This is a genomic window from Betaproteobacteria bacterium (assembly GCA_016709965.1).
In the GTDB taxonomy this organism is placed as follows: domain Bacteria; phylum Pseudomonadota; class Gammaproteobacteria; order Burkholderiales; family Rhodocyclaceae; genus Azonexus; species Azonexus amarohabitans.
Genome location: JADJLT010000006.1, coordinates 1,152,965 through 1,176,364 on the forward strand (window position 1 = coordinate 1,152,965; position 23,400 = coordinate 1,176,364).

At 56.5% G+C, this 23,400-nt stretch carries 27 protein-coding genes, 2 tRNA genes and 2 pseudogenes; 13 read left to right on the forward strand and 18 right to left on the reverse strand.

Features of this window, described 5'->3' with window-relative positions; all coding sequences use genetic code 11:
- Window positions 1–6: 6 nt before the first annotated feature.
- Both arsS and IPJ12_19930 read right to left on the reverse strand, forming a co-directional pair.
- Window positions 7–1,011: an arsenosugar biosynthesis radical SAM protein ArsS gene (arsS, locus tag IPJ12_19925; protein ID MBK7649366.1), complete on the reverse strand. Its 1,005-nt coding sequence runs from the start codon at window positions 1,009–1,011 to the stop codon at window positions 7–9.
- A gap of 20 nt (window positions 1,012–1,031) precedes the next feature.
- On the reverse strand, window positions 1,032–1,217 hold the full coding sequence (locus tag IPJ12_19930; GenBank protein MBK7649367.1) for a hypothetical protein: 186 nt from the start codon (window positions 1,215–1,217) through the stop codon (window positions 1,032–1,034).
- Window positions 1,218–1,291: 74 nt separating this feature from the next.
- Here IPJ12_19930 and hflX point away from each other — a divergent pair, with 74 nt between their 5' ends.
- Both hflX and IPJ12_19940 read left to right on the forward strand, forming a co-directional pair.
- A complete protein-coding gene (hflX, locus tag IPJ12_19935; protein MBK7649368.1) occupies window positions 1,292–2,683 on the forward strand; it encodes a GTPase HflX in 1,392 nt (463 codons plus the stop codon).
- Between the two features lie 175 nt (window positions 2,684–2,858).
- Window positions 2,859–3,068 (forward strand): DUF3460 family protein, encoded by a 210-nt coding sequence (locus IPJ12_19940; protein MBK7649369.1) that lies wholly within the window; start codon window positions 2,859–2,861, stop codon window positions 3,066–3,068.
- A gap of 94 nt (window positions 3,069–3,162) precedes the next feature.
- Here IPJ12_19940 and IPJ12_19945 read toward each other — a convergent pair whose 3' ends face one another.
- Window positions 3,163–5,871 carry a bifunctional acetate--CoA ligase family protein/GNAT family N-acetyltransferase gene (locus IPJ12_19945; GenBank protein ID MBK7649370.1) on the reverse strand — a complete coding sequence of 903 codons (2,709 nt, stop codon included), beginning with the start codon at window positions 5,869–5,871 and terminating at the stop codon, window positions 3,163–3,165.
- Window positions 5,872–5,959: 88 nt separating this feature from the next.
- Window positions 5,960–6,367, reverse strand: coding sequence for an OsmC family protein (locus tag IPJ12_19950; GenBank protein ID MBK7649371.1), 408 nt, complete (start codon window positions 6,365–6,367; stop codon window positions 5,960–5,962).
- On the opposite strand from IPJ12_19950, the gene IPJ12_19955 reads away from it, so the two are divergent.
- Complete coding sequence (locus IPJ12_19955; protein ID MBK7649372.1) at window positions 6,366–6,905, forward strand: methyltransferase domain-containing protein; 540 nt, start codon at window positions 6,366–6,368, stop codon at window positions 6,903–6,905. The two genes, IPJ12_19950 and IPJ12_19955, sit on opposite strands and share 2 nt — an antisense overlap.
- On the opposite strand, the gene mnmH is transcribed toward IPJ12_19955, so the two are convergent.
- Both mnmH and IPJ12_19965 read right to left on the reverse strand, forming a co-directional pair.
- Window positions 6,878–7,939, reverse strand: a complete 1,062-nt coding sequence (mnmH, locus tag IPJ12_19960) for a tRNA 2-selenouridine(34) synthase MnmH (GenBank protein ID MBK7649373.1) — start codon at window positions 7,937–7,939, stop codon at window positions 6,878–6,880. The genes IPJ12_19955 and mnmH overlap by 28 nt on opposite strands.
- A gap of 4 nt (window positions 7,940–7,943) precedes the next feature.
- Window positions 7,944–8,546, reverse strand: coding sequence for an arylesterase (locus tag IPJ12_19965; protein ID MBK7649374.1), 603 nt, complete (start codon window positions 8,544–8,546; stop codon window positions 7,944–7,946).
- On the opposite strand from IPJ12_19965, the gene IPJ12_19970 reads away from it, so the two are divergent.
- Together IPJ12_19970 and IPJ12_19975 are read left to right on the forward strand one after the other, a co-directional pair.
- Window positions 8,503–9,216, forward strand: coding sequence for an ABC transporter ATP-binding protein (locus IPJ12_19970; GenBank protein ID MBK7649375.1), 714 nt, complete (start codon window positions 8,503–8,505; stop codon window positions 9,214–9,216). The two genes, IPJ12_19965 and IPJ12_19970, sit on opposite strands and share 44 nt — an antisense overlap.
- Before the next feature lie 22 nt (window positions 9,217–9,238).
- Complete coding sequence (locus IPJ12_19975; GenBank protein ID MBK7649376.1) at window positions 9,239–9,889, forward strand: NAD(P)H-binding protein; 651 nt, start codon at window positions 9,239–9,241, stop codon at window positions 9,887–9,889.
- A gap of 42 nt (window positions 9,890–9,931) precedes the next feature.
- Here IPJ12_19975 and IPJ12_19980 read toward each other — a convergent pair whose 3' ends face one another.
- From IPJ12_19980 to hpnC, 4 genes are all read right to left on the reverse strand, one after another.
- Window positions 9,932–11,308 carry a DUF389 domain-containing protein gene (locus tag IPJ12_19980; GenBank protein MBK7649377.1) on the reverse strand — a complete coding sequence of 459 codons (1,377 nt, stop codon included), beginning with the start codon at window positions 11,306–11,308 and terminating at the stop codon, window positions 9,932–9,934.
- 169 nt (window positions 11,309–11,477) lie between these two features.
- The gene (locus IPJ12_19985; protein ID MBK7649378.1) at window positions 11,478–12,707 is read right to left on the reverse strand and encodes an FAD-dependent oxidoreductase; all 1,230 of its coding nucleotides are present in this window, start codon (window positions 12,705–12,707) and stop codon (window positions 11,478–11,480) included.
- Window positions 12,708–12,711: 4 nt separating this feature from the next.
- Window positions 12,712–13,545 (reverse strand): presqualene diphosphate synthase HpnD, encoded by an 834-nt coding sequence (hpnD, locus tag IPJ12_19990; GenBank protein ID MBK7649379.1) that lies wholly within the window; start codon window positions 13,543–13,545, stop codon window positions 12,712–12,714.
- A gap of 4 nt (window positions 13,546–13,549) precedes the next feature.
- Window positions 13,550–14,359: a squalene synthase HpnC gene (gene hpnC, locus IPJ12_19995; GenBank protein ID MBK7649380.1), complete on the reverse strand. Its 810-nt coding sequence runs from the start codon at window positions 14,357–14,359 to the stop codon at window positions 13,550–13,552.
- 356 nt (window positions 14,360–14,715) lie between these two features.
- Here hpnC and IPJ12_20000 point away from each other — a divergent pair.
- A tRNA-Leu gene (locus IPJ12_20000) sits at window positions 14,716–14,800 on the forward strand.
- A gap of 136 nt (window positions 14,801–14,936) precedes the next feature.
- On the forward strand, window positions 14,937–15,239 hold the full coding sequence (locus IPJ12_20005) for a helix-turn-helix domain-containing protein (protein MBK7649381.1): 303 nt from the start codon (window positions 14,937–14,939) through the stop codon (window positions 15,237–15,239).
- Between the two features lie 31 nt (window positions 15,240–15,270).
- Here IPJ12_20005 and IPJ12_20010 read toward each other — a convergent pair.
- The 5 genes and pseudogenes from IPJ12_20010 to IPJ12_20030 form a co-directional block, all read right to left on the reverse strand.
- Window positions 15,271–15,825, reverse strand: a pseudogene (locus IPJ12_20010) (ATP-binding protein).
- An 18-nt stretch (window positions 15,826–15,843) separates the two neighbouring features.
- Window positions 15,844–16,140, reverse strand: a complete 297-nt coding sequence (locus IPJ12_20015) for a hypothetical protein (GenBank protein ID MBK7649382.1) — start codon at window positions 16,138–16,140, stop codon at window positions 15,844–15,846.
- A gap of 267 nt (window positions 16,141–16,407) precedes the next feature.
- Window positions 16,408–16,839, reverse strand: coding sequence for a transcriptional regulator (locus tag IPJ12_20020; GenBank protein ID MBK7649383.1), 432 nt, complete (start codon window positions 16,837–16,839; stop codon window positions 16,408–16,410).
- A 2-nt stretch (window positions 16,840–16,841) separates the two neighbouring features.
- Window positions 16,842–17,144 (reverse strand): type II toxin-antitoxin system HigB family toxin, encoded by a 303-nt coding sequence (locus IPJ12_20025; GenBank protein MBK7649384.1) that lies wholly within the window; start codon window positions 17,142–17,144, stop codon window positions 16,842–16,844.
- Window positions 17,145–17,328: 184 nt separating this feature from the next.
- On the reverse strand, window positions 17,329–17,649 hold the full coding sequence (locus IPJ12_20030) for a hypothetical protein (protein MBK7649385.1): 321 nt from the start codon (window positions 17,647–17,649) through the stop codon (window positions 17,329–17,331).
- Between the two features lie 552 nt (window positions 17,650–18,201).
- Between IPJ12_20030 and IPJ12_20035 the strand changes: the two genes are divergently transcribed.
- Window positions 18,202–18,417, forward strand: a complete 216-nt coding sequence (locus IPJ12_20035) for a hypothetical protein (GenBank protein ID MBK7649386.1) — start codon at window positions 18,202–18,204, stop codon at window positions 18,415–18,417.
- A 166-nt stretch (window positions 18,418–18,583) separates the two neighbouring features.
- Window positions 18,584–18,961 (forward strand): hypothetical protein, encoded by a 378-nt coding sequence (locus tag IPJ12_20040; GenBank protein ID MBK7649387.1) that lies wholly within the window; start codon window positions 18,584–18,586, stop codon window positions 18,959–18,961.
- Window positions 18,962–18,976: 15 nt separating this feature from the next.
- Here the strand turns inward: IPJ12_20040 and IPJ12_20045 are convergent, their stop codons facing one another.
- From IPJ12_20045 to IPJ12_20055, 3 genes are read right to left on the reverse strand one after another with little or no spacing between them, the layout of a single operon-like run.
- Window positions 18,977–19,975: a phosphoesterase gene (locus tag IPJ12_20045; protein MBK7649388.1), complete on the reverse strand. Its 999-nt coding sequence runs from the start codon at window positions 19,973–19,975 to the stop codon at window positions 18,977–18,979.
- Between the two features lie 2 nt (window positions 19,976–19,977).
- Window positions 19,978–20,178, reverse strand: a complete 201-nt coding sequence (locus tag IPJ12_20050; GenBank protein MBK7649389.1) for a SlyX family protein — start codon at window positions 20,176–20,178, stop codon at window positions 19,978–19,980.
- A gap of 9 nt (window positions 20,179–20,187) precedes the next feature.
- Window positions 20,188–20,328 carry a hypothetical protein gene (locus IPJ12_20055; protein ID MBK7649390.1) on the reverse strand — a complete coding sequence of 47 codons (141 nt, stop codon included), beginning with the start codon at window positions 20,326–20,328 and terminating at the stop codon, window positions 20,188–20,190.
- A gap of 101 nt (window positions 20,329–20,429) precedes the next feature.
- Between IPJ12_20055 and IPJ12_20060 the strand changes: the two genes are divergently transcribed.
- The 4 genes and pseudogenes from IPJ12_20060 to rpmI all read left to right on the forward strand — a co-directional run bounded on the left by IPJ12_20060 (window position 20,430) and on the right by rpmI (window position 23,389).
- Window positions 20,430–20,506 (forward strand) — tRNA-Val (locus IPJ12_20060).
- A gap of 131 nt (window positions 20,507–20,637) precedes the next feature.
- A pseudogene (gene thrS / locus IPJ12_20065) lies at window positions 20,638–22,555 on the forward strand (threonine--tRNA ligase).
- A 24-nt stretch (window positions 22,556–22,579) separates the two neighbouring features.
- Window positions 22,580–23,107, forward strand: a complete 528-nt coding sequence (gene infC / locus IPJ12_20070; protein MBK7649391.1) for a translation initiation factor IF-3 — start codon at window positions 22,580–22,582, stop codon at window positions 23,105–23,107.
- 84 nt (window positions 23,108–23,191) lie between these two features.
- Window positions 23,192–23,389, forward strand: coding sequence for a 50S ribosomal protein L35 (gene rpmI, locus IPJ12_20075; protein MBK7649392.1), 198 nt, complete (start codon window positions 23,192–23,194; stop codon window positions 23,387–23,389).
- Window positions 23,390–23,400: the final 11 nt, after the last annotated feature.

The window sequence follows — 23,400 nt, forward strand, 5'->3', positions numbered from 1 at the left end:
TTGGGTTTAAGAGGAGGCCACTGAAACGCGTTGTTCGGAAGACTCGGCGTGGTCAAGTGCGCCACCGCAACTGCTGCCTTGACCGGCAGTACAGCCATAGCAATGATCAGCCACCCGGATTGGACGTCCCGACAGTTCAGCGTCAATCAAGTCAGACAAATGAACGGAACCCGCCTGCTGCCCGGATAATTCGAGCTTGAGCATCTGGTTGAAGTCGCAATCAAAGACATATCCCTGCCAACTGACGGAGAGCAGGGAGCGGCACATCACCCCATCCAGATTGGCGTCCTGATGGGCGCCCTTGAGCAGACGCATGTAATCATGAAACTCGTTGCGCGACATGAGCTGGCTGCCGAAACGCTGGATCGGCATGTTGGCCAGCGCAAATAATTGGTTGAACATGATGCCGTAGCGGGCGGCCAATTGTTCCTTGTAAGCCTGTTCCAGCTTGATCTGGTCGGGTGGCAGGCTCGGCCCTAGCGGGTTGTAAACCAGATTCAGGATGCGGCCGCTACCGGGCAGCCCGTAACCCAGTGCATTGAGTTTTCGCAAACCTTCGATGCTGCCCTGAAAGGCGCCGTCGCCGCGTTGGGCATCAACGTTTTCCTCAAGGTAGCAAGGCAGTGAGGCTACGATTTCAATATTTTCCTCGGCGAGGAAATCTGCCAGGGTTTCGTAACCCGGCTCGCACAGGATAGTCAGGTTGCAGCGATCGATGACGCGCAGGCCCACTGCCCGAGCAGCGGTGACCAGACGGCGAAAGTTGGGGTTCATCTCCGGCGCACCACCGGTCAGGTCGAGCGTTTGAACGCCTTGCCGGCGAGCGAAATCCAGCAGTACGGACATCGTTTCCCAGCTCATTTCTTCGGTTCGTTTCGGGCTGGCTGCAACGTGGCAGTGGAAACAGGACTGGTTGCACCGATAGCCCAGGTTGGCCTGGAGCGTTTCGAGCTTGCCTCGCCGAATGGCCGGGAAATCGGTCTTGACCAGCAAGGGGAAAGTGTCGCGCATTATTCTTCTCCGGATAGGTTTTAACCATTAGTCGGGTAAGACCGCAATTTCTTACAATTGATTTTGAAAAAGCCGAATGATTTGAACGGGCGCATTGTGTTTGCAAGGCCAAGTTTTTCAGGGCCGTTTTCAGTTGCAGCACGCTGACATAGTTTAACCGGCCATGGTACGCCTGCCACACTCGCCACATTCTCTTCAATATCCAATACCTGCAATCCAGGAAACCGTCCTGTTGCCGGGTACTATCTGCCTTCGCCTAATCAAGAAAAGCTATTCAAGCATGCAAATGGAAGTAGAACAGAAGTTCAGGTACGCCGTGGTCGCGGCTGTGCAGTTGCCAAGCGTCAGCGACATGGAGTTCGAGGCGTCGCTGACAGAGTTGCGCGAGTTGGCCAAGACGCTGGGTTTCAAGGTGATTCACACCTTTATCCAGAAGCGCAACAGCTTTGATACGACGGGCTATCTGGGCGTTGGCAAGCGCCAGGAGATTCGCAGTTTCGTTCATGGTGAGCCGGCGTTTGATGAGGCTGGTGAGCCACTGCCTTTTACGGCCGATGCGACCTTGCCCGAAATCGATGCCATTCTCGTCGATCACGAGATTTCGCCGTCGCAGGCGCGCAATCTTGAAATCGAAGCGGGGTGCATGGTCATGGATCGCACCATGGTCATCCTGGAGATTTTTCATAACAATGCACGCTCGCGTGCGGCCAAGGCGCAGGTGGAAATTGCCCGCCTTGGTTACATGGCGCCGCGCCTGCGCGAGGCGGCGAAACTGGCTGGGTCGCAAGGGCGGCAACGGAGCGGCGTCGGCGGCCGTGGGGCAGGGGAATCGCATACCGAGCTGGACAAGCGCAAGATCCGCGACCGAATCGCCGAACTGCAACTGGAAATCCTTGCCATGGAGGCCGAGCGCAAGACGCAGCGTGCCCGTCGCCAGGAGCGCCAGAGCGTTGCGTCCGTTGCCCTCGTCGGCTACACCAATGCCGGCAAGTCTACCTTGATGCGTGCCCTGACCGGCAGCGAGGTACTGGTCGCCAACAAGCTGTTCGCCACGCTCGACACCACCGTGCGTGCCCTTTACCCGGAGAGTGTGCCGCGTGTACTGGTCAGCGATACGGTGGGATTCATCAAGAACCTGCCGCACGGCCTTGTCGCGTCGTTCAAATCGACGCTCGACGAAGCGCTGGATGCCTCGCTGCTGCTGCATGTCATTGACGCCAGCGATCCCGGCTTCGAGCGCCAGCTTGAGGTGACCGACAAAGTGCTTGAAGAGATCGGCGCCGATGTCGTGCCGCGCATTCGTATCTTTAACAAGATCGACCATGTCGGAGATGACGTGGCGCAGGCCGAGTGCGAAGCTGCCTTGCGGGCGAAGTATCCGGACTGTGTGGTGATGAGCGCCCGCCGTCCGGACGAGGTTGCCCGGCTGCGCCAGACCATCGTCACCTTTTTCCAGCGGGAGCATGTCGAGGCCGAGTTGTTTCTGCCTTGGTCGGCCCAGCAGTTGCGGAAAGATATCTTTGCCAACTGCGAGGTGCTGGAAGAGCGAGCCGATGGCGAAGGTGCTTTCTTTCTGGTTCGTGGTGAACGCGATGCGGTGGCAGGGCTGCGCGAGCGCTTTGCGCTGGAAGGCTTGTCAGGCGTTCATGGCACCACGGCGGATGCCGACTGAGTTGCAAATTTGCCGGTCCGGGTGATTTTTGGTGGCTTTTACGGTCAACCGGAAAAATTGCCCGAAATTGAAAATTTAGACTTCGGCAATTCTGCATGGTGGTTGGCAGCGCAGGCAGGCACTTGCCATGCTAGAATCTCCGAATTGTCTTGAATTTTTTGAGGAAAGCAGCGAAATGGGTGAAGTCAATACCAGCTACGTGTCCGACCACCAGACTTGGATGAACGAGCAACTGGCAAAGAATCCCGAGTGGGTCGAGGACCAGAAGGTCGGTCGCGCCCTGTGGTGGGACAAGAAGCAGGACGTCGATACGTCGACGCGCAACGCTGCCTCCAAGATTCCCATGAAGTCCTATCCTTACGACGTAAACTTTTTCGACGAGTAATTCGCCTGGAAATTGTGTCGTTAAAAAAGCCGGTCACTGACCGGCTTTTTGTTTGCCTGCGCGCCGGACCCGCCGGCGCGTTGCCAAATCGAACCTAACCCGTCAGCGGGCGGACGACGCGCTTGACCGCGGTGTCGTCCGGATGTGGGTGGATCGTAAAGCCGAGGCTGGTCATCAGGCGGAACATCTTGGCGTTGGTCGACAATACGTCACCGACCACAGCGCGGTAGCCCTTCTGGCGGGCACACTCGATCAACGCCGTCATCAGCTTGCGGCCGACACCACACTTCTGCCAGTCGTCGCCGACGGCCAGTGCGAATTCGACCGATTCGCCATCCGGATTGACCACGTAGCGGGCAACACCGATCTGCTTGTCGCGACCCTCCTTGGCATCATCACCTTCGTCGACCACCGTGGCCACCAGCGCCATTTCGCGGTCGTAGTCGATCTGTGTGAAGCGGACCAGCATGGTTTGCGTCAGTTCGCGCAGGGTGTCCATGAAACGGTAGTAGCGGGATTCGTCGGACATGTTCTTGACGAATTCCTGCTCCATGTCCGCATCTTCGGGACGAATCGGGCGAATGGTCACGACCTTGCCATCGTTCGTCTGCCATTCCTGGACGAGATGAACCGGGTACGGGTAGATCGACATGTGCGCATAACGGTCGCCGGACGAGCTGGAGGCGTGGTCGATAACGATACGTGCATCGGCGGCGATGGCGCCATTTTCATCGACAATCAGCGGATTGAGGTCCAACTCCTGAATCCATGGTAGTTCGCAGACCATTTCGGAGATGCACAGCAGTACTTCCTTCAGCGCATCGATGTCGACGGGCGGCATGTTGTGGAACTGGCCGAGAATCTTCGAGGCACGGGTCGAGTCGATCAAATCCTTGGCCAGGAACTTGTTGAGAGGCGGCAAGGCGACAGAACGGTCGCTGAAGATTTCGACATCGAAGCCACCGGCGCCGAAGGTGATGACCGGACCGAAGATCGGGTCGCGGAAGACACCAATCATCAGCTCGCGGCCATTCGGGCGCGACAGGAAGGGTTCGATCGAAACGCCGTTGATCTTGGCATCGGGCCGGCGCTTTTGCACCGTGTCGATGATGTCGTGATAGGCGTTGCGCACTGCGGGGGCGTTGCCGATGTTGAGGCGGACGCCACCGGCATCGGATTTATGGTGCAGATCGGGCGAGTCGACCTTCATGGCAATCGGGAAGCCGATCTGCTCGGCCAGCAGCAGTGCTTCTGTCGCCGAGCGGGCAACCATCGTTTGCGCCACAGGCACGCGGAAGGCACGCAGGATCGCCTTCGATTCCATTTCAGACAAGACCTTGCGGCGCTCGGCAAGCAGGGCCTCGATCAACATCTTGGCGCCTTCCGCTTCCGGGCGGCCGTACTGGCGCGTTGGTTCCGGCGTCTGCAGCAAGAGCTTCTGGTTGCGGTAATACTTGGAAATATGGTGGAACAGTTCAATCGCGGTTTCCGGCATGCGGAAAGCCGGGATGCCTGAATTTTCGAGCAGCTTCCGCGCCTCACGAACCTGTTCTTCGCCCATCCAGCAGCAGATTAGCGAGCGATTGAGCTTGTCGGCCACTTCAATGATGGCCTGGGCGACGGCCAGTGGGTCGGTCATGGCCTGAGGGGAGAGCATGACCAGCGTGCTGTCGACGTTGGGGTCGTGGGTGACCGCCATGATGGCATCACGGTAGCGCTCCGGTGTTGCATCCCCGCCGATGTCGATGGGATTGCTGTGTGACCAGTTGGTCGGCATCGACTTGTTGAGCACAGCCATTGTTTCGTTGGACAACTCGGCGAGAGGAATCCCCATGTCTCCGGCCCGGTCGGCGGCCATGGCGCCCGGCCCGCCGCCGTTGGTAATGATCGCGAGGCGGTTGCCAAGTGGTCGGAATTTGGAGGCCAGTGCCTTGGCTGCGTAGAAAAGCTGGCCGACGTTCTGGACGCGAACGACGCCGGCACGGCGCACGGCGGCATCAAAAACCGTGTCGGAAACCGCGGCCATGCCGGAGTGCATGGCCGTTGCCGCAGCGCCAGCCTCGTGACGACCGGCCTTGAGCAGGATGATCGGCTTGATGCGGGCGGCGGAGCGCAGGGCGCTCATGAAGCGGCGAGCGTTGCGGATGCCTTCGACGTACATCAGGATGTAATGCGTCCGGCTGTCGTAGATCAGGTAATCGAGAATTTCGCCGAAATCGACGTCGGCCGTCATGCCGAGGGAGATCACCGACGAGAAACCGACCTGGTTGGCTTTGGCCCAGTCGAGAACCGAAGAGCACATGGCACCGGATTGCGAGACGAGCGCCAGGTTGCCGGGGGCAGCGGTGATCTTGGTGAAGGTGGCGTTGAGGCCGAGTTCGGGGCGGATGATGCCCAGGCAGTTCGGGCCGAGGACGCGCACGTTGTAGGAACGGGCGATCTCCATGACCTTGCGCTCCAGCGCGGCGCCGATATGGCCGGCTTCTGAGAAGCCTGATGCGATGACGATAACATTGCGAACGCCGCTGCGACCACACTGTTCGATCAGTTGTGGCACGGTTTGCGGACGGGTGGCGATGACCGCCATCTCGACGCGGGCACCAATTTCTTCAATTGACTTGTAGGACAGCTGTTCCTGAACGGTCTCGTGCTTGGGGTTGATCGCGTAGAGACGCCCCTTGTAGCCCGAGCTGAGGATGTTCTTGAAGATGACTTGGCCGACGGAGTTTTCGCGATCCGAAGCGCCGATGACAGCGACCGATTTCGGTTCAAAAAGGGTGGTCAGATAGTGCTGTTCCAACATGGCGAACTCCTTGTCAGGATGTTATTGTGCAATGCGGAATTCTGGCACAACCATCGGCTATTGCCATTGATGTTGTAGGGCTTTTTGGCTATGTTGCGATGGCACTGTCGATCAGCAGTGATTGTGACAGGGCGCGATGTACCGGACATTTATTGGCGATTTCCAGCAGTCGCTGACGCTGTTCGTCGGACAGTTCGCCTTCAAGCGTGATGGTGCGCTGGATGTGGTCGCGCGCAACCCCGTCGACGGTGACCTTGTCGTAACTGAGCGAGACACTGAGATGGGTCAGCGGGAATTCCCGACGTTCGGCGTACATGCGCAGCGTCATTGATGTACAGGCACCCAGTCCGGCCATCACAAAATCGAACGGGGCGGGGCCGGCATCCGCACCACCAACGTCGACCGGTTCGTCGGCGAGCAATTGATGCTGGCCGACGGTGACTGCCTGCTGGTATCTTCCTTTTCCATTTTCTGCAACGACGACGACATCAGTCATGACTACCTCATTGAATGAATTGCCGCAGATCATACCGCCATCGCCATGGGTTGAACGTCATTGCGGGCGTATCACGCGTGGCGGGCGTGTGCTTGATCTCGCTTGCGGTAGCGGACGCCATGCCCGACTGCTAGCCGGCCTGGGTTTTGAGGTTGCTGCGGTCGACCGGAATTTTGAGGCAATTTTGAAATTATTGGCTGTGCCGGGCATCACAGCGCGGCAACTCGATCTGGAAGACGAGGCGTGGCCGCTGGTCGGTGAACGCTTTGTCGGCATCGTGGTTACCAACTACCTGTGGCGACCGCGCCTGCTCGATGTGCTGGCCATGCTGGCACCCGGCGGCGTCCTGATTTACGAGACCTTCATGCTCGGTAATGAGGCGTATGGCAAGCCGACGAACCCGGAATTTTTGCTGCGGCCGGGTGAGTTGCGCCAAGTTGTGCAGGAGGCCGGATTACGTGAATTGGCCTTCGAGGAAGGCTACACGGCCAGCCCGAAACCGGCCATGCGTCAGGCCATTTGTGCCATTCGCGACTGAACAATGGTGGCAGCCAGTTGTTTGATGCCGCTGTCTGACAGATCGTCGGTCGAAAAATTGCCCGGATCCTGCGTACCCGTGTAGTTGCGGTCCTGCGAACGTTGATAAAGCGGGTCGTAGTGTTGTTCGAGCAGTTCGCGTACCAGTGTTGGCCAGTCGCTATCGTGGATCAGCTGCTGCCAGCGATCCAGGGTCTCCCGGCTTTGCAGCGTGCGCAGGGCCTCGAGGCGATTGCCCAGAAAATCGGGCAGGGTCAGGAAATAATCGTAATCCTTGAGCAGGAAGCTGACGCGAGCATCGAGCGTCGCATTGATCGCCAGGTACTCACCGCCGCGGATGCGTTCGATCATTGCTTCGGGCACGTGCAGGTTGCCAATTTTGCGGCTCTCTGCTTCGACGAATACCGGACGGGCTGGATCAAGAGCGGCTATTGCCTTCAGCAAAGCGGTTTCAAAGCCTTTTTGCGAAGGCTGCGGCGAATCGGGCAGTACGCCAAGCACCGAACCTTTGTGATTGGCCAGATTTTCAAGATCGAGCACCTGTTCACCGAGTTCGCCAATCGCTTGCAGAATGCGCGTCTTGGCGCTGCCCGTGGCGCCACCGATGACGACGAAGCGATATTGTATTGGCAGCGCCTCCAGGCTGGCGATAACGTGGCTCCGCCAGGCCTTGTAGCCGCCATCCAGTTGCCCGGCATGCCAGCCGATGGCTTTGAAAACCGTAGTCATCGAACCGCTGCGATCACCGCCTCGCCAACAATAGATCAGTGGTTTCCAGCTTTTGGGACGGTCGAGAAAGCGTTCTTTCAGGTGTTTGGCAATGTTTTCGGATACCAGCGCCGCCCCGATTTTTTTGGCCTCAAAGGGTGAGACCTGCTTGTACAAGGTGCCAACCTGAATGCGCTGCTCGTTATCGAGTACCGGGCAGTTGATGGCACCGGGGATGTGGTCTTCGGCAAATTCGGCCGGTGTGCGGACATCGATGATTTCGTCGTAGGCCGAGAGATCGGCCACGGTGGGGCGGTTATGCTTCATTCGACTATTTTAACAGCGGGAGCAGTGTCGGCCAGACGTGATCCAGGATCAGTGGCTGAGCTTCAGCCAAGGGGTGAAGGTTGTCCGTCTGGAAAAGGTCAGTGCGGGCGGCGACAGGTTCGAGCAGGAATTCGATCAGTGGGGCCTTCCTGGTTTGGGCGATGGCCTTGAAACTTTGTGCAAAATCCGTCGCATATGGTCCGTAATTGGGCGGCAGGTGCATGCCGGCTAGCACGACTCTGGCGCCAGCGGCGCGTGAGGCGTCGATCATGGCGTTCAGGTTGTCGCGCATCTGGCCCAGCGGCAGTCCGCGCAGGCCGTCGTTGGCGCCGAGTGCGATGACGATGATGGCCGGTTGGTAGGCCTTGAGGGCAGCCTTAAGGCGCGAGCGCCCGCCGGCTGAGGTTTCGCCGGAGATCGACAGGTTGGCGACGCTATAATCAAGATGCTTTTCAGTCAGTCGGGTGCCCAGCAGCGATGGCCAGGCCTGTTCCGGGCGGATGCCGTAGCCGGCGGAAAGCGAGTCGCCCATGACCAGGATGGTTTTGGCGGCCAAGGCTGGCATGGCGGTGAAGAGCAGGGCGAACAGGAAGAGAGCAAAGCGCATGGCAGGGAAACCGGTAATTGAGGTGTTGGAGCTGGGCAAGACAGTCGATAACGGCGGCGAGCCGCTGACGATTCTGCAGGATATTTCTTTTTCGGTCATGCCGGGTGAAACGGTTGCCATTGTCGGCGCCTCGGGTTCCGGCAAGTCGACGCTGCTTGGCCTGCTGGCCGGGCTGGATTCGCCGACCGCCGGCGACGTCCGGCTCGATGATATTTCGCTGAATTCGCTCGATGAAGACCAGCGCGCCAAATTGCGAGGCCGTCTGCTCGGTTTTGTGTTCCAGTCTTTTCAGCTACTGCCCTCGCTGACAGCGCTGGAGAATGTCATGCTGCCTTTGGAATTGGCCGGCTTTTCCCGGTCGACCGCAGCAGCCGGCGAATGGCTGGAACGTGTCGGCCTCAGTCATCGCCTGAAGCATTATCCGAAGCATTTGTCCGGCGGTGAGCAGCAGCGCGTGGCACTGGCCCGCGCCTTTGCACCTAATCCGCAACTGGTCCTGGCCGATGAGCCGACCGGCAATCTCGACGCTGCGACCGGCCAGCAGGTCATCGACCTGATGTTCGATCTGAACGCCAAACAGGGAACGACGCTGCTGCTGGTCACCCACGACGAAGCGATTGCTGCCCGTTGCGGGCGCATTCTGCGCATTCAGTCCGGGCGGCTGGCTTGATTGACTGGCCTGCATCATCACGGTGACGAGGAAGAACGTCTTTGTTACGGGCGCCAGCGGCTATCTTGGCCGTCGCCTGGTGAGGGCGCTGCTGGCGCGCGGCCATCAGGTTAGCGCGCTGGTTCGTAACGGTCGAGCATCCGTCCTGCCACCGGCATGTCGCGTAGTGATAGGAGATGCGCTCGATCCTCAAAGTTTTCAGGATCAGATGGATGGCGCCGACACCCTGGTTCATCTGGTGGGCGTTGCGCATCCTGGTCCGGCCAAAGCTGCTGCCTTCCGGCATGTTGATCTAGCCTCGCTGCAAGCTGCGGTGCTCGCCTCTCGCCATGCTGGGCTGAGTCATTTTGTTTATCTGAGCGTCGCGCAACCGGCGCCGGTCATGCAGGCTTATCTGGCGGCTCGGGCCGAGGGTGAGGCGAGCCTTGTCGCCAGCGGCATCCCGGCGACTATTCTGCGCCCCTGGTACGTGCTGGGGCCAGGTCATAGGTGGCCAATGGTGCTGTTGCCAGTTTATTGGCTGGCCGAACAGTTTTCGGCAACCCGCGAGGGAGCGAGGCGGCTCGGGCTGGTGACCATCGATCAGATGATCGCCGCATTGGTGGCGGCCGTCGAGTCGCCGGCTTCGGAGACCCGCATCCTCGATGTCACGGCCATCCGGCGTTTTTCGTGATGTTGGTTAGGCGTCAGATTTGTTCGTTGCACCCACGACTCTTCAGCGACGCGAGCGTTTGGTCGTGCGTTTGGATGAAGCAATTTCTTCACTGATCACCAGTGAAATGGCCTGCCCCGGATAGCGTGCCTTCAGCCAGGACTGCAAGCGGGCTCGTTCAGACGCCATGATCGGTTGATCGATGACCATCGTGATGATGATGGTGGTCTGGGCCTGGGTGTCATTGCGCTGCGCCTTGCTGCCACTACCCGCTGAAATCCTCAGGGCTTCCGGGTACTGTGCGCGAATTTCCTTGATCAGCCGCTCAAACTCTTCCTGCCCCGACTTCAGCGACTTGATTTCTGCTTCGAGGCGTCCGTTGGTGGCCACGCTTTCCTGCAGCTGCTGGAGCGTATTGCTGAGCACTTGTTGCTGCAGTTCCTGCTTCAGTTGGGTGACGTCGAATTTCTCCGCACCAACATGGCGCACCGTGACTTCTACGCCATCGTAGCCCTCGGTGGCAAACTGCCTTTCAACCAGTTGCCGTACCTCATCCAGTTGTCCGTCGCCGCCTAGCGTCAGCATGACGCGGCGTTTGTCGACGGAGATTTCCCGGCCAAGCAGCACATAGCGTTTATCCTTGTCGATGCCCTGAACGATGCGCATGGCCTTTTCTTCGAAGACTTTTTGTACGACCAGGTCGTAGGCGAGGAAGCCGCTGGGTACCGCGGTGGCAATGACGATAACGCCAATGGCAAGGCGGGTACGCTGGCGTGTCGTCGCGTCGATTTCGCCATGCTCAGGGAGGCGTAAGAGCTTGACCACGAGCAGGCTGGCAAAGGCGATGAAGACGCTGTTGATGGTGAACAGGTAAAACGCACCGCCAAAATATTGCAGGTTGCCGCTGGCAATACCGTAGCCGGCGGTGCACAGTGGTGGCATCAGCGCCGTGGCGATGGCGACGCCGGGAACGACATTGGAGTTGTAGCGCCGGGTTGCCCCGATCATGCCGACTGCCCCGCCGAAGAATGCAATCAGGACATCCCACAGGGTTGGACTGGTGCGCGACAATAGTTCCGATTGGGCATGGGTGAGCGGGGTCAGCAGAAAGTAAAGTGTTGCCGTCAACAAGCTGATCGCGACAAAAACGCCGAGATTGCGCAATGACTGTCGGATCAGGCGCAAGTCCTTGACGCCAGCCCCGTAGCCGACGCCGACAATCGGGCCCATCAGCGGGGAGATCAACATGGCGCCGATGATGACGGCCGTTGAGTTGACGTTGAGTCCGATCGACGCGATCAGGATGGCAAAAAACAGCACCCACAGATTGGTGCCGCCAACGGATACGCCACTGCGGATGGTTTCGTCGATCATCTCGGGCTTGTCCTGATCGTGACCGAGATGAAAGAGGCGGTTCAGGGCGACAATGTGTTTATTCATGTTCAATATTCAATAGTCTGTGCCGGCCAGTGTGCCGGCGAAAACAACGAGCATCCGGAGTAACCCATTGGCGCCACGATGCATGATGGTTTTCTGACTGGTTCTATGTATGGCACCTATTTTAAGTGGCCTGCTCCGGATCGGCTAATCGCGATTCCGGATTGCTCTGTCATTTGGCGAGTGATTTGGCAGCTGATCGTGCTGCCCGCTGACCACTCCGCACGGCGCCTTCCAGCGTGGCCGGGTAGTCGGCCCAGGTGTAGTCGCCGGCCAGGAAGATGCGCGGGTCTTCGGTCTTGAAATCAGGGCGCTGCAGTCCAGGGGTGGCCGAGAAGGTGGCGCGTTTTTCACGGATGACTTTGTGCCAGCTCGACGTTTCCGGCATTGCCAGTTCGGTTTCAAGGGCGATTGCCAAGGCCGCGTCATCCAGTGCTTCCCAATCGCCATGGCCGCTCAGGACGCAGGCGAGCAGGCCATCGCCGCGATCAACTATCCATTGGCCATACCGTCCAAGCCGGCTGGTCAGGGGGAAAGAAGTTTTCGTTTTTGGCCCAAATTTCAGGTAGACCGTAGCAATCGGTTCGTAGGCGTAATTGGTGGCTGCAGCAGGCCAAAGGGCGCCGATATGCTGGGGTGCGGTGGCGATGATCGCGGCTACGTAGGCTTCGCCGTCGATTTTGATGGCATTTTCAGTGCTTGAGATATGATTGACGCGTGTGCTCAGACAGATTTTTGCGCCATGGGCGGACAGCCATTTCCTGGCGGGATCCGGCAGTAATTGGCCGAGATCAACGCGGGGCAGTAGCAGGTCGGTATCTTCGCGGCGTGAACTGCCGAGGCTGTCGCGCAGGACGCTGGCAAAAAGTTGCGCCGAGGCGCGCTCGGCTGGCGTGTTCAGTGCAGCGAGGCAGAGCGGTTCCCACAGGTGGCGGCGCAGGGCGCCAGTCTGCCCCGCAGAGTCCAGCCATTGGGTGACGGTCATGTCTTGCACCAGCTGGAAACCCTGGCGCTTGATGCCTTCCATCCACCAGGCTGTTTTTGCCTTTTCTTTCCAGTCGACTGCAGAAGCAGTTAGTAAACCCCAGGCTACATTGAGCGGGGCCGGCAGTTTCGGAAGTGCCAGGCGGAAGCCGGTGTTGTCGATGACCTGCAGTGGGCGGCGGTTGAATAGCTGGTCAGGATCGCCACCGACCCGGCGCATCAGCGCCAGCGTCTCGCGATAGGCGCCAAGCAGGATGTGCTGGCCGTTGTCGAGCGTCTGGCTATCAATGCGGACAGCGCGGGCTCGGCCACCGAGCACGCGGCCGGCTTCGAAGAGGGTGGTTTCAATACCGGCGGCAGTCAATTCCACGGCCGCAGCGATGCCGGCCCAGCCGCCACCGATGACGGCAATTTTCAAGGCTTCAGCCCTTCATCCAGGTCTTGGCAGCCAGCCATAGCTTGCGCGTCGGCGGCAAAGAAATGCGCTGGTGAAGCACTTGAAAGTTGTCGCGTTTGATCTCGTCAAGCAGGGTGCGATAGATCGCCGCCATGATCAGGCCGGGGCGCTGGCTCTTACGGTCGACGGCAGGCAACTGGGCAAACGCCTGGTCATAATATTTTTCGGCGCGCTCGTACTGGAACTGCATCAGGGCCGTGAAGTTGTCTGAATACTTGGCGTTCAGGATGTCGGCGGCCGGGACATTGAACTGCTTGAGTTCATCCATCGGAATGTAGATGCGGCCGCGCCGGGCATCTTCGCCGATGTCGCGGATGATGTTGGTGAGTTGGAAGGCCATGCCCAGGTCGTGGGCGTATTTCTGCGTCTGGCGGTCGGTGTAACCGAAGATTTCGGCGGCGAGCAGGCCGACGACGCTGGCGACACGGTAGCAGTAGAGCGAAAGGCCCTTGAAGTCGAGGTAGCGCGATTGCATGAGGTCCATCTCCATGCCGTCAACGATTTCCAGCAACTGTTCCTTCGGCAGGTTGATGCGCTTGTCCAGTCCGGCCAATGCCAGTCCGACCGGGTGCTGCGGCTGGCCGGTAGCCACGCGCTCGATTTCCTGTCGCCACCAGGTGAGTTTGGTGGAGGCGATGGCCGCATCGTTGCATTCATCGACGACATCATCGACTTCGCGGCAGAAGGCATAGAGCGCCATGATGGCGCGGCGGCGCTCAGCAGGAAGGAACAGAAAGCTGTAGTAGAAGGAGGAGCCGCTGGCAGCGCACTTCTCCTGGCAGTAATTGTCAGGATTCATGGGGCTACATTCTAATGGAACGGCCAGCAAGTACGAGCCAATCCCATTTGCCCAGCTTCGGACGTCGCGTGAAAACGTCACCACGCACTTGCCGGATACGGTCGAGAATGCGCAGGCCGCCCTGCATGGTCAATCGAATTTCCCAGCCAAGCCGGCCGGGCAGGGCATGGACGAGCGGTGCGCCACGCTTTATCAGGGCGCTGGTGCGGTCAATCTCGAAATCCATCAGTGCCGCCCAGTTGGCCGACCAGTGGCTTTGCGCGATATCTACCTCGCTGACGTGAAAGCGCGGGAGGTCGCACAAAGGTACGTAAATCCGCTCTTTTTTCCAGTCGACCGCAACATCCTGCCAAAAATTGATCAGCTGCAGGGCAGTGCAGATGCAGTCGGATTGTTCCAGATGCTCCGGTTCGGTTCGGCCAAACAGGTGCAGTACCAGACGCCCGACCGGATTGGCCGAGCGGCGACAATAGTCGAGCAATTCCGGGTAATCGGCGTATCGCGTTTTCACAACATCTTGCGAGAAAGCGTCGAGCAAGTCGCGGAAGAGCTGGATGGGCAAGGTATGGGCAGCGATCACCTCGGCGAGTTCGACGAATAGCGCCGTTTGTGGAATGTCGCCGGCGTCGATGCGATCCAGTTCGGCGCGATAGGCGTTCAATCCATTGAGGCGCTCGTCCGGAGTTGCCTCGCCCTCGTCGGCAATATCGTCGGCGCTGCGCGCAAAACGGTAGATCACCTTGATCGGCCGGCGCAATTTTGGTGGCACGAGCAACGAAGCGACAGGGAAATTTTCGTAATGATCGACCGACATTAATAGTCTGCTCTGGAGATTGGCGCCTAGTCAGTGCTAAAATGCGCCCCGCTTGCCCAAGTGGCGAAATTGGTAGACGCACCAGATTTAGGTCCTAGTAAATCTTGCGCGTTCGCGGATTTTATCTTCACCGGCACCAATGCTGGTTTTTAAGTTATTGATTTTAAAATGTATTGCATTGGTCTGGCAAGCCTTTGCTTTTCGGGCTGACGATTCCATAGTATCGTCGGACTGTAATCATCGGAAATAGATGAGAATAGGTGGAAATAGATGAGAATGTGCCAAGTTGGTGCAATCCTCATCAAGATAATGTGTGTCGTGAATTCGGTTTCTTTCTGAAGTACGATTTCATGCATGCCCAGGTGGCGAAATTGGTAGACGCAGCAGGTTTAGGTCCTGCCGCCGCAAGGTGTGGGGGTTCGAGTCCCTTCCTGGGCACCACGGAATATCTGTCTGGTATGTCTCTTTTGGTGGTAACTTGTGCCGGTCTTCTCTCCGAAAAGATTGCAAACAAGATTACATCGAATGAGAAAGCTGCAAGAATCATCAATAGAAAAAGAAAAGGTCATTACGGCCTATGACGCTCTTGGAGCGTCAGTTCCCCGGAGTGATGGTTCTCTCTCCTGAAGATGTAGCTACATCATTAGGATTCAGTCGTAAAAGCATTTACGGCCAGATAGCAGCAGGCACCTTCCCGATACCCGTTTTGCGGATTGGGCAACTGATCAAAATCCCCAAGCTTTTGCTTGCCGAGTGGCTGGATGGGAAAGTCCTAGCCTTTGGTTCTGAATCGCCAACCTGTACAGGTGCCGAACTGGATTTTAATCCTGAGGTATCAACCAAAGCCAAACGAGGTCGTCCCAAAAATGGCCAGAAATAGGGCGAGCTATCAAGTCAGTCGACGGACGGTGTCAGTTCTTGTGGATGCCGAGCTTGTCGAACAGGATTCGGTTTCGCCTTTTTGCATCCCTGACCAGCTTGTCGTAGGAGACGATCTCGACGTAGCCATTGCCCTTCGGCAGGGTACAGAAGTAACCCTCGTTATCGGAGGTCTTGTGGTACCGCATCTCGACTTGGTCGCGCAGGCTCGGGGTTAAGTCAGCGATCAGATATCCCATATACCTTAGTCGGTCGGGATTCACCGGCCGGCCGTCAATGTCCTTGATGTTCCCTTGGTCGATCTCCCTGAATCTGTGGATGATCTGGTCTGCAGGATCCCTGTCATAGTCATCCCGGCCCGGCCGTTTGAACTCGATGATGACTACGCCACCGCCGGGAAGGTTATCTGGTTCTGCGACCCCGATAGGCGTGCCGTAGAAAAAAGTCATGATGTCAGGCTCCTTGCCTGACGTCCCCTCAAGTCCCGGCACCTTGTTGAGTTTCTTGTCGGAAGTCAGCAGTGTGTGGAAACACAGTCGCTCGTCGATGAGCCAGAGGTTCTGTTGATCCAGGAACACGTCCTTCGAAGGCCATTGAGTGCTGCCTTACACCGCCTCCAGCGCGAGCAGCTCATCTTTTGCTTTAGGATGAGCAAACAAGGTGTCGCGTGATATTCCTTTTTTGACGTAGTCGTAATAACAGTCCGGTGCTTTGCCTTTGGCAAAATGCCGAAACAAGGCCCGCAAGGAAAGGGTTTGATGGGCGTGAAAATCCTTTTCGATTGACACGCGAAGGTTAAATACAGGAGCGCCGTCGGCATTTGTCAGAGAGGAAAATCCCTCCCCTAGACCTCCTGGGCCAGCAAACAGGTCGATAACGGATATTGGTTTGCGGTCTGCCATGTGTTCTTTTTGGTTGTTCGGCACGTTCGCTGGCGTGCCTTATGGTCCACCGATGCTACCGGAATGTCCCTTGGTTGGGGAGTGAAAGCTTTGATTTTAACCTTCTGGGACTCGGGCTGGTGGGACGGTTCGATTTTTCGGGGTGTCGTCCTTTGCCCTTGCCTAGTAATGGAACCGTCCGTGTTGTGATGTTGCTCGACAGATAGACTTTCTGCTCTGAAAAAACAAAACCCGCCGAAGCGGGTTTGGTGGGGGCGGCGCGAACGGTTAAGCCTTGGGAATGAACAGCGCGGGGCTGACACCAAAGAACTCGCCAAGCTTTCCGGCCAGTGTTGCAGATATCTTGCGATGACCGGCAAGGATATTCGACAGGTTGCCTTGTGCGACGATATTTGAAAGGTCTTCCTGTTTCAGGCCTTTGGCTTCGATCAGGAAGCGCAGGGCGTCTTTCGGCACGGAAGCTTCGATGGTGAAGTGTTCGCGCTCGTAGTTGGAAACCAGATCGCCGACAAGCTCCAGAAGACCAGCCAGCTTGTGTTCTTCATTGTCGCCAACCACATCGAGCAAGTCATTCATGAGTGCAACCATGCGGTCATAGCCTGCTTCGTCATGGATCGGACGAATGTGAGCCATTGCATCGAGCTTGGCCCAGGAGGTCTGGATTGCGCGGATGTCAAAACGGCTTTGTGCAGCATGCATGATTACACCTTTCCTTTTCTATATAGCTTGTTCCAGTCGTCGTATTCCCGATGTGTCATCACTTCGCGGACATAGATCTTCTTGAACTTGTACTGCACGACAACAATAACTCGATAGTTGTTACCACCCACATCAAACACCGTGTAGGGAGGGACATAGTCGGCCGAGTTGAATGTGTTCTTCAGTTCGTTGAAGTCCTTTGCAGTGGACTTCTCCAGAACTGAATGCCAGTCCTTCAACACTTGCTCGGCCTCTGGGTGCTTCTCCCAGAACTCCCGCAGCATTTTCAGCGAAATGATGTGCATGCCCATGAGTATATCAATCTGATATAAATCTGCTGATCTTTTTTGTAGTGGTCATCATCGGTTCAGGTGAAGATTGCCGGGCAATGCGCTCCGGTTTTTCTGTGGGTTGGCATTATCTGCATGTCACAGCGATGGTCCAACTGAACAGGCGCTCGGTTGGCAAGCCTTAACAAGCTTGCTATGGTTACCTTCGGTTCCAGCGAGCGTAGATCTCCTTGCGTTCCGTTTCAGAAAGAATGCCGGTAAAAGGCGTAGAAGACCGTAATCTGGCGCTTTCCTGGTCTTCGCCAGTCAGGGCGCGCAGAATACTTTCGTTCCCTGAAGAGAGGATGTCTTCCCACTCAGAGTAGGCGGGTGTTTCCCCGCGCAGGCTTTTCCAGCGGGAAATGTTTGAGCGGGCACGTTCTACCAGAGATGGATTCGCTTCCAGCTTTTTGGCGATCAGACGATGCATTTCAAGGCTGCGCCAGTCGCTTGGCTGGTATTTGTTGTCGACCTGTTCCACGTATGTCACTCCATGAACCGTAGTCGTACGGTAATCGATCAGCAGCATAAATCAAGAAGGGGGCCGACGTAACGTATGTGGGGACTGCCCGTTGTCAGCCGTCAACCACAAGCAACAACTGACGCCTGATTTCAATGAGTAACCACATTTACTGTTGTCATCTCGGTATCATCGACATTGTTGATCGCCGAATCGTTGGTTCGTTTTTTTCCATGTAACTCTCCTGATTTTTGCCGGAAGATATGACAGGGTTGTTAAAAAAGTGTGGGGAGAAGTGCGGGAAAATCCTCGCGCAATTTTCTAAGGTTTTGATTATGAATGATTAAAAATTCAAATAATCGGCGAGATTTTAGATTTAGGTTCTGGCGCCGAAAGGTGTGGGGGTTCGAGTCCCTTCTTGGCACCAAATATAGCACAAAGCTCTGATTATTCAGGGCTTTTTGATTTTCTGGTCGATGAAATTCCAAATGACCGTCATTTTTTGGAGCTTGCCTGGGGGAGTTTGGGCATGGTACATGCGTAAATGCCTTGTATTATCCAGAGGAGGTATCCATGTCCATCAGTTCTGTTCTTTCCACTGGCTTGCAAAGCATGCAGGCTGCCATCAACCGAACAGGCATTGCAAGCAGCCGAATTGCCGCTGATGACAGCGAGATGGCCACCAACATCGTTGGGCTGCATCAAGGGGCAATCGATGCCAAGCTTGCAGCCAATGTCATAAAAGCCGGTGACGAAATTCTCGGGACAATTATCAACATCAGAGGCTAGATTTGCCGGAGGCGGCAGATTACGCCGCTTGAAGTATCAGTTCTAGCCACCTTGCTTGCCATAAATGCCTGGAGTGAGCTGATCGGTAAATCAAAGGGATTGTGTTTGCCTGTATGTGCCTATACTGGTTTAAGGATTCAGTTGATTTCTGGAAATTTAGGAGGCGATGATGCGCAGACTTTTCGTTCCACTTATTCTCGCGCTATCCGTTGTTGCGCTTCCCGCTCAAGCTCAACGAGGTTACGGCCATAGAGGCTATGGCCATCACGGCGGTGGTGGTTCCGGCTGGGCCGGGCTGGCTGTATTTGGCGCGCTCACTGGTTTGGCTATCATGTCGGAGCGGAGCAGGCCGGTATATGTCGATCCCTATTACGTCGGGCCGGTTTATTCACCACAGCCAGTCTATATCGAACAGCAGCCTGCACCGGTAGCCCCGTCTGCCAATGCTTCCGGGAGTTGGTACTACTGCGGTTCGAGCGCCATGTACTACCCATATACGCAGGCATGTCCCGAAGGCTGGCAGGCAGTGCCGGCCAGACCCTAGCCAAATGGCTGGTAATCAGGCCTTGGGGGATAAATTCAGAACTTCACTGAAGAATTGCTGTGCCGGCATTCGGAATCCGGACGCATTCGTGTGACCGCCGCCACCATAACGTGAGGCAATGGTGGCAACGTCGAGCGTTTTGCCTTTTGAGCGCAGCGAGGCCTTGATTTCGCCGACACCTGACAATTGCCAGATCAAACCGTAACTACCACTTTGCTCAGCCAGGGAGTTTCCTAAATCCGAGGCAAACAGCGCGTTTGCGTTGATGGCGATCCCTGGTGTGGCCAGCCAGCTCAGATCGCCGTCGGTAATGATGGTTTGTCCATGGCGCTGCGCCTGCAGGGCGTCGACGGGTTCGCCACGAACCAAAGCCGGCATACGCAGTACGCTTTGGGACATGCGTTCAATCTCTCTTTGGTGAAACTGATCAATGGCCGAGCCTTGAATGATGGCTTCTAGGTAGCGAGCTGCCGACGCGTTGGGTGTCTCTAAAACCAGTTGGTACCAAGTGGCAAAGTCAAATGGCAGCAGGCGCAGGGCGCGACAGAAGGCACGCGTGCCGGGTAAAGCAAAGCGCCAGATGTCTTGGTCTTCGATGTGCCGAATTGCCAGGGGCGTCGGTGTTTCTGGATGGAAGTTCTCCCAAGCCAGTCGTGCTCCTGATTTATCAAGATTGAAAACGACGTAAAGTGGCAGCGTTGGGTGCTGATATTGGCGCAGGCCGTTATCGCTGGGGCGTAGCTTGTCGCCCCAGGCATTGAGGGCGGATGCGTGATGATCAATCTGGGTGACCGAATTGGCACTTCTGGCCATGGTTTCGAGAAATTCTGGCGGAAACGAGAAGTCCAGAATGAATACCTGATGGCCGGCAATGTCGGCGAGTGCCCATGGTTCACCGTGATGCATTGCTCGATAAACCGCAGCGTCACCAAAGTGAGCCCACGCCGCGTAGGCAGCGCCAAAGCCATCCAGACAGTCTGCGTGGTAGATAACCGTAACGGGTGTTTGCTGCATGTTCAGTAGTGCGGCGGAAGTTCGTCGCGCAGGTTGCCCGGTTGGTGCGCTTGGGCATTTTGCGACTGTTCGCGCAGACTGCGAATTTCCTTGGCGAGCAGATCGATTTGTTGCTGCTGGCGAAAGACGATGCGATTCAGCTCGTCCAACAAGTCTTCGGTGTAGCTGATCTTGATTTCGAGATCGGTAATGCGTGATTCCACTGGGCGTCCTTACTTTTCGCTACGCCAGTCGCGCAAAGTTTCCTTGGGCGGTGGCGGCGGGGTATCGTTGCGGGGTGGCCGGATCAGCGGCAAGGCGCCTCCCAATACCACAATCAGGCAAATTCCAAAAATTATCCAGCCTTCGTTCATTCGCCTCTCCATTCATTAAGCGGCAAGTTTAATGGGCAACTCAAAAAATCGCGAAGGGCTGTTGACATCGGCTTCTACGTCTGTAAAATGCGCGCTTCTTTAGGCGGTTAGCTCAGCTGGTTAGAGCGCCACGTTGACATCGTGGAGGTCGTTGGTTCGATTCCAATACCGCCTACCAAAATTCCTGACGGAGTTGAATTGATGATTTTCCGAACTTGCAGTACCGTTCAGAAACACTAATCGAGTCAGCCTTCGTTTGACCAAAAAGTGCGGCTCGCCCCGCACTTTTTTTTCGCCTAGAGATTTACCATGCCTGATATCAAACTGCCTGATGGTTCCATCCGCTCTTTTGAACAGCCGGTAACAATCGCCGAAGTGGCGTCAAGCATCGGCGCTGGCTTGGCTCGCGCAGCGTTGGCTGGCAAAGTCGATGGCGTTGTGGTTGATACCTCTCATTTGATTGAACGAAACGCCGACTTGGCCATCATCACGGACAAGGATGCCGAGGGGCTGGAGGTTATTCGTCATTCGACGGCTCACTTGCTGGCTTACGCGGTTAAGGAGCTGTTCCCTGATGCTCAGGTAACCATCGGCCCGGTTATCGAAAACGGGTTTTACTACGATTTTGCCTACAAGCGTCCGTTTACCCCGGAAGATCTGGTCGTCATCGAAAAGCGTATGGCCGAGCTGGCCAAGAAGGACATCCCCGTTACCCGCGAAGTCTGGGCGCGCGACGATGCGGTTAAATTTTTCCTCGATCTCGGCGAAAAGTACAAGGCTGAACTGATTGGTGCTATTCCAGCTGACCAGCAGGTATCGCTGTATCGCGAAGGCGATTTCATTGACCTATGCCGCGGCCCGCACGTGCCGACCACGGCCAAGCTGAGGATTTTCAAGTTGATGAAGGTGGCTGGCGCCTATTGGCGTGGTGATCATCGCAACGAGCAATTACAGCGTATCTATGGCACCGCTTGGGCCAAGAAGGAAGACCTCGACGCCTACTTGCACATGCTGGAAGAGGCTGAAAAACGCGATCATCGCCGTCTCGGCAAGCAATATGACCTGTTCCATATGCAGGACGAAGCGCCGGGTCTGGTTTTCTGGCACCCCCAAGGGTTGGGCGATTTGGCAGGAAATCGAACAATACATGCGCGCCGTATATCGCAACAATGGCTATCAGGAAGTTCGCTGTCCGCAGATTCTCGACAAGACCTTGTGGGAAAAGTCCGGTCACTGGGAGCATTACAAAGACAACATGTTCACGACCTCGTCGGAAAATCGCGACTATGCGGTCAAGCCGATGAATTGTCCGGGCCATGTCCAGGTTTTCAATTCGGATCTGCGTTCCTATCGCGAATTGCCATTGCGCTATGGTGAGTTCGGTTCCTGCCATCGCAACGAGCCAACCGGGGCCTTGCATGGCCTGATGCGTGTGCGCGGTTTTGTGCAGGATGACGGTCACATCTTCTGTACGGAAGATCAGATCGAATCCGAAGTGACTGCTTTTAATGCGCTGGTTAAAAAAGTTTATGCCGATTTCGGTTTTAACGATGTCGCGGTCAAATTGGCGCTGCGTCCGGATAGCCGCGTTGGTTCCGACGATGTTTGGGACAAGGCGGAGGATGCGCTACGCCAGGGTTTGCGTGCATCCGGGCTGGAATGGACCGAACTGCCGGGGGAGGGGGCTTTCTATGGTCCGAAGATCGAATTCCACATCAAGGATGCCATCGGTCGCTCTTGGCAGTGCGGCACGATGCAGGTAGACTTCTCGATGCCGGGCCGTCTGGGGGCGGAATATGTCGGTGCGGACGATACGCGCAAGGTGCCGGTGATGCTGCACAGAGCCATTCTGGGGTCGTTGGAGCGCTTCATTGGCATCCTGATCGAGAATTTTGCCGGCGCACTTCCGCTGTGGCTGGCGCCGGTGCAGGTGATGGTGTTGAATATCTCGGAAAAGCAGGCGGATTATGCTGCGGATTTGGCGAAAAAGCTGCATAACGCGGGCTTCCGGGCCGAGTCGGATTTGCGTAACGAGAAAATTACCTATAAAATTCGCGAACATAGCTTGAACCGGCTGCCTTATCAGCTCGTTGTGGGCGATAAAGAAAAAGCGGACGGACTGGTTGCCGTGCGGACTCGCGGTGGTCAGGATCTCGGACAGATGTCCATTGAGGCCCTGATCAAACGACTTCAGGAAGAAGTCGTGGCGCGTAGTAGCACGGCTTAATTTATTGTTTTCGGGGGTTTTACCATAGCTCAGAACAAGGCGCATCGCCTCAACGAAGAAATTACGGTTCCGGAGATTCGTCTCCAGGGTGCAGAAGGTGAACAGCTAGGCATAGTCAGTATTCGTGAGGCTTTGCACATGGCTGAAGAAGCTGGGGCGGATCTGGTTGAGATCGCTCCGACTGCCAAGCCGCCGGTCTGCCGCATCATGGACTACGGCAAGTTCAAGTACCAGGAACAGAAGCGTGCGCATGAGGCCAAGCTGAAGCAGAAGCAGGTGCAGGTCAAGGAAATCAAGCTGCGCCCAGGTACCGACGAAAACGATTACCAGATCAAGCTCAGGAATATGACGCGTTTCCTGGAAGAGGGCGACAAGGTCAAAGTGACCCTGCGCTTCCGGGGCCGCGAAATGGCGCATCAGGAATTCGGTATGCGCCAGTTGGAACGAATCAAGGCTGACCTTGATGTGGTTGGTGCAGTCGAGCAGATGCCGAAGATGGAAGGTCGTCAGATGATTATGGTCATCGGGCCGGCCAAGAAGAAGCAACCGTAGTATTCAGTAGTTATAAGTGCTTTCGGGTAATGGAAGTGTTCCCGCCGGGAACCACCTGACGGCATGTCATTAAGGAGCATATAAATGCCCAAAATGAAGACCAAGAGCAGCGCGAAAAAGCGCTTCTCGATTCGCGCTGGTGGTTCCATCAAGCGCGGTCAAGCCTTCAAGCGTCACATCCTGACCAAGAAGACGACCAAAGTGAAACGCCATCTGCGCGGTTCAGTCGAAGTTAACGCGCGCGATTCAGCATCCGTCCGCGCCATGATGCCCTACGCATAAGGAGATAGAAG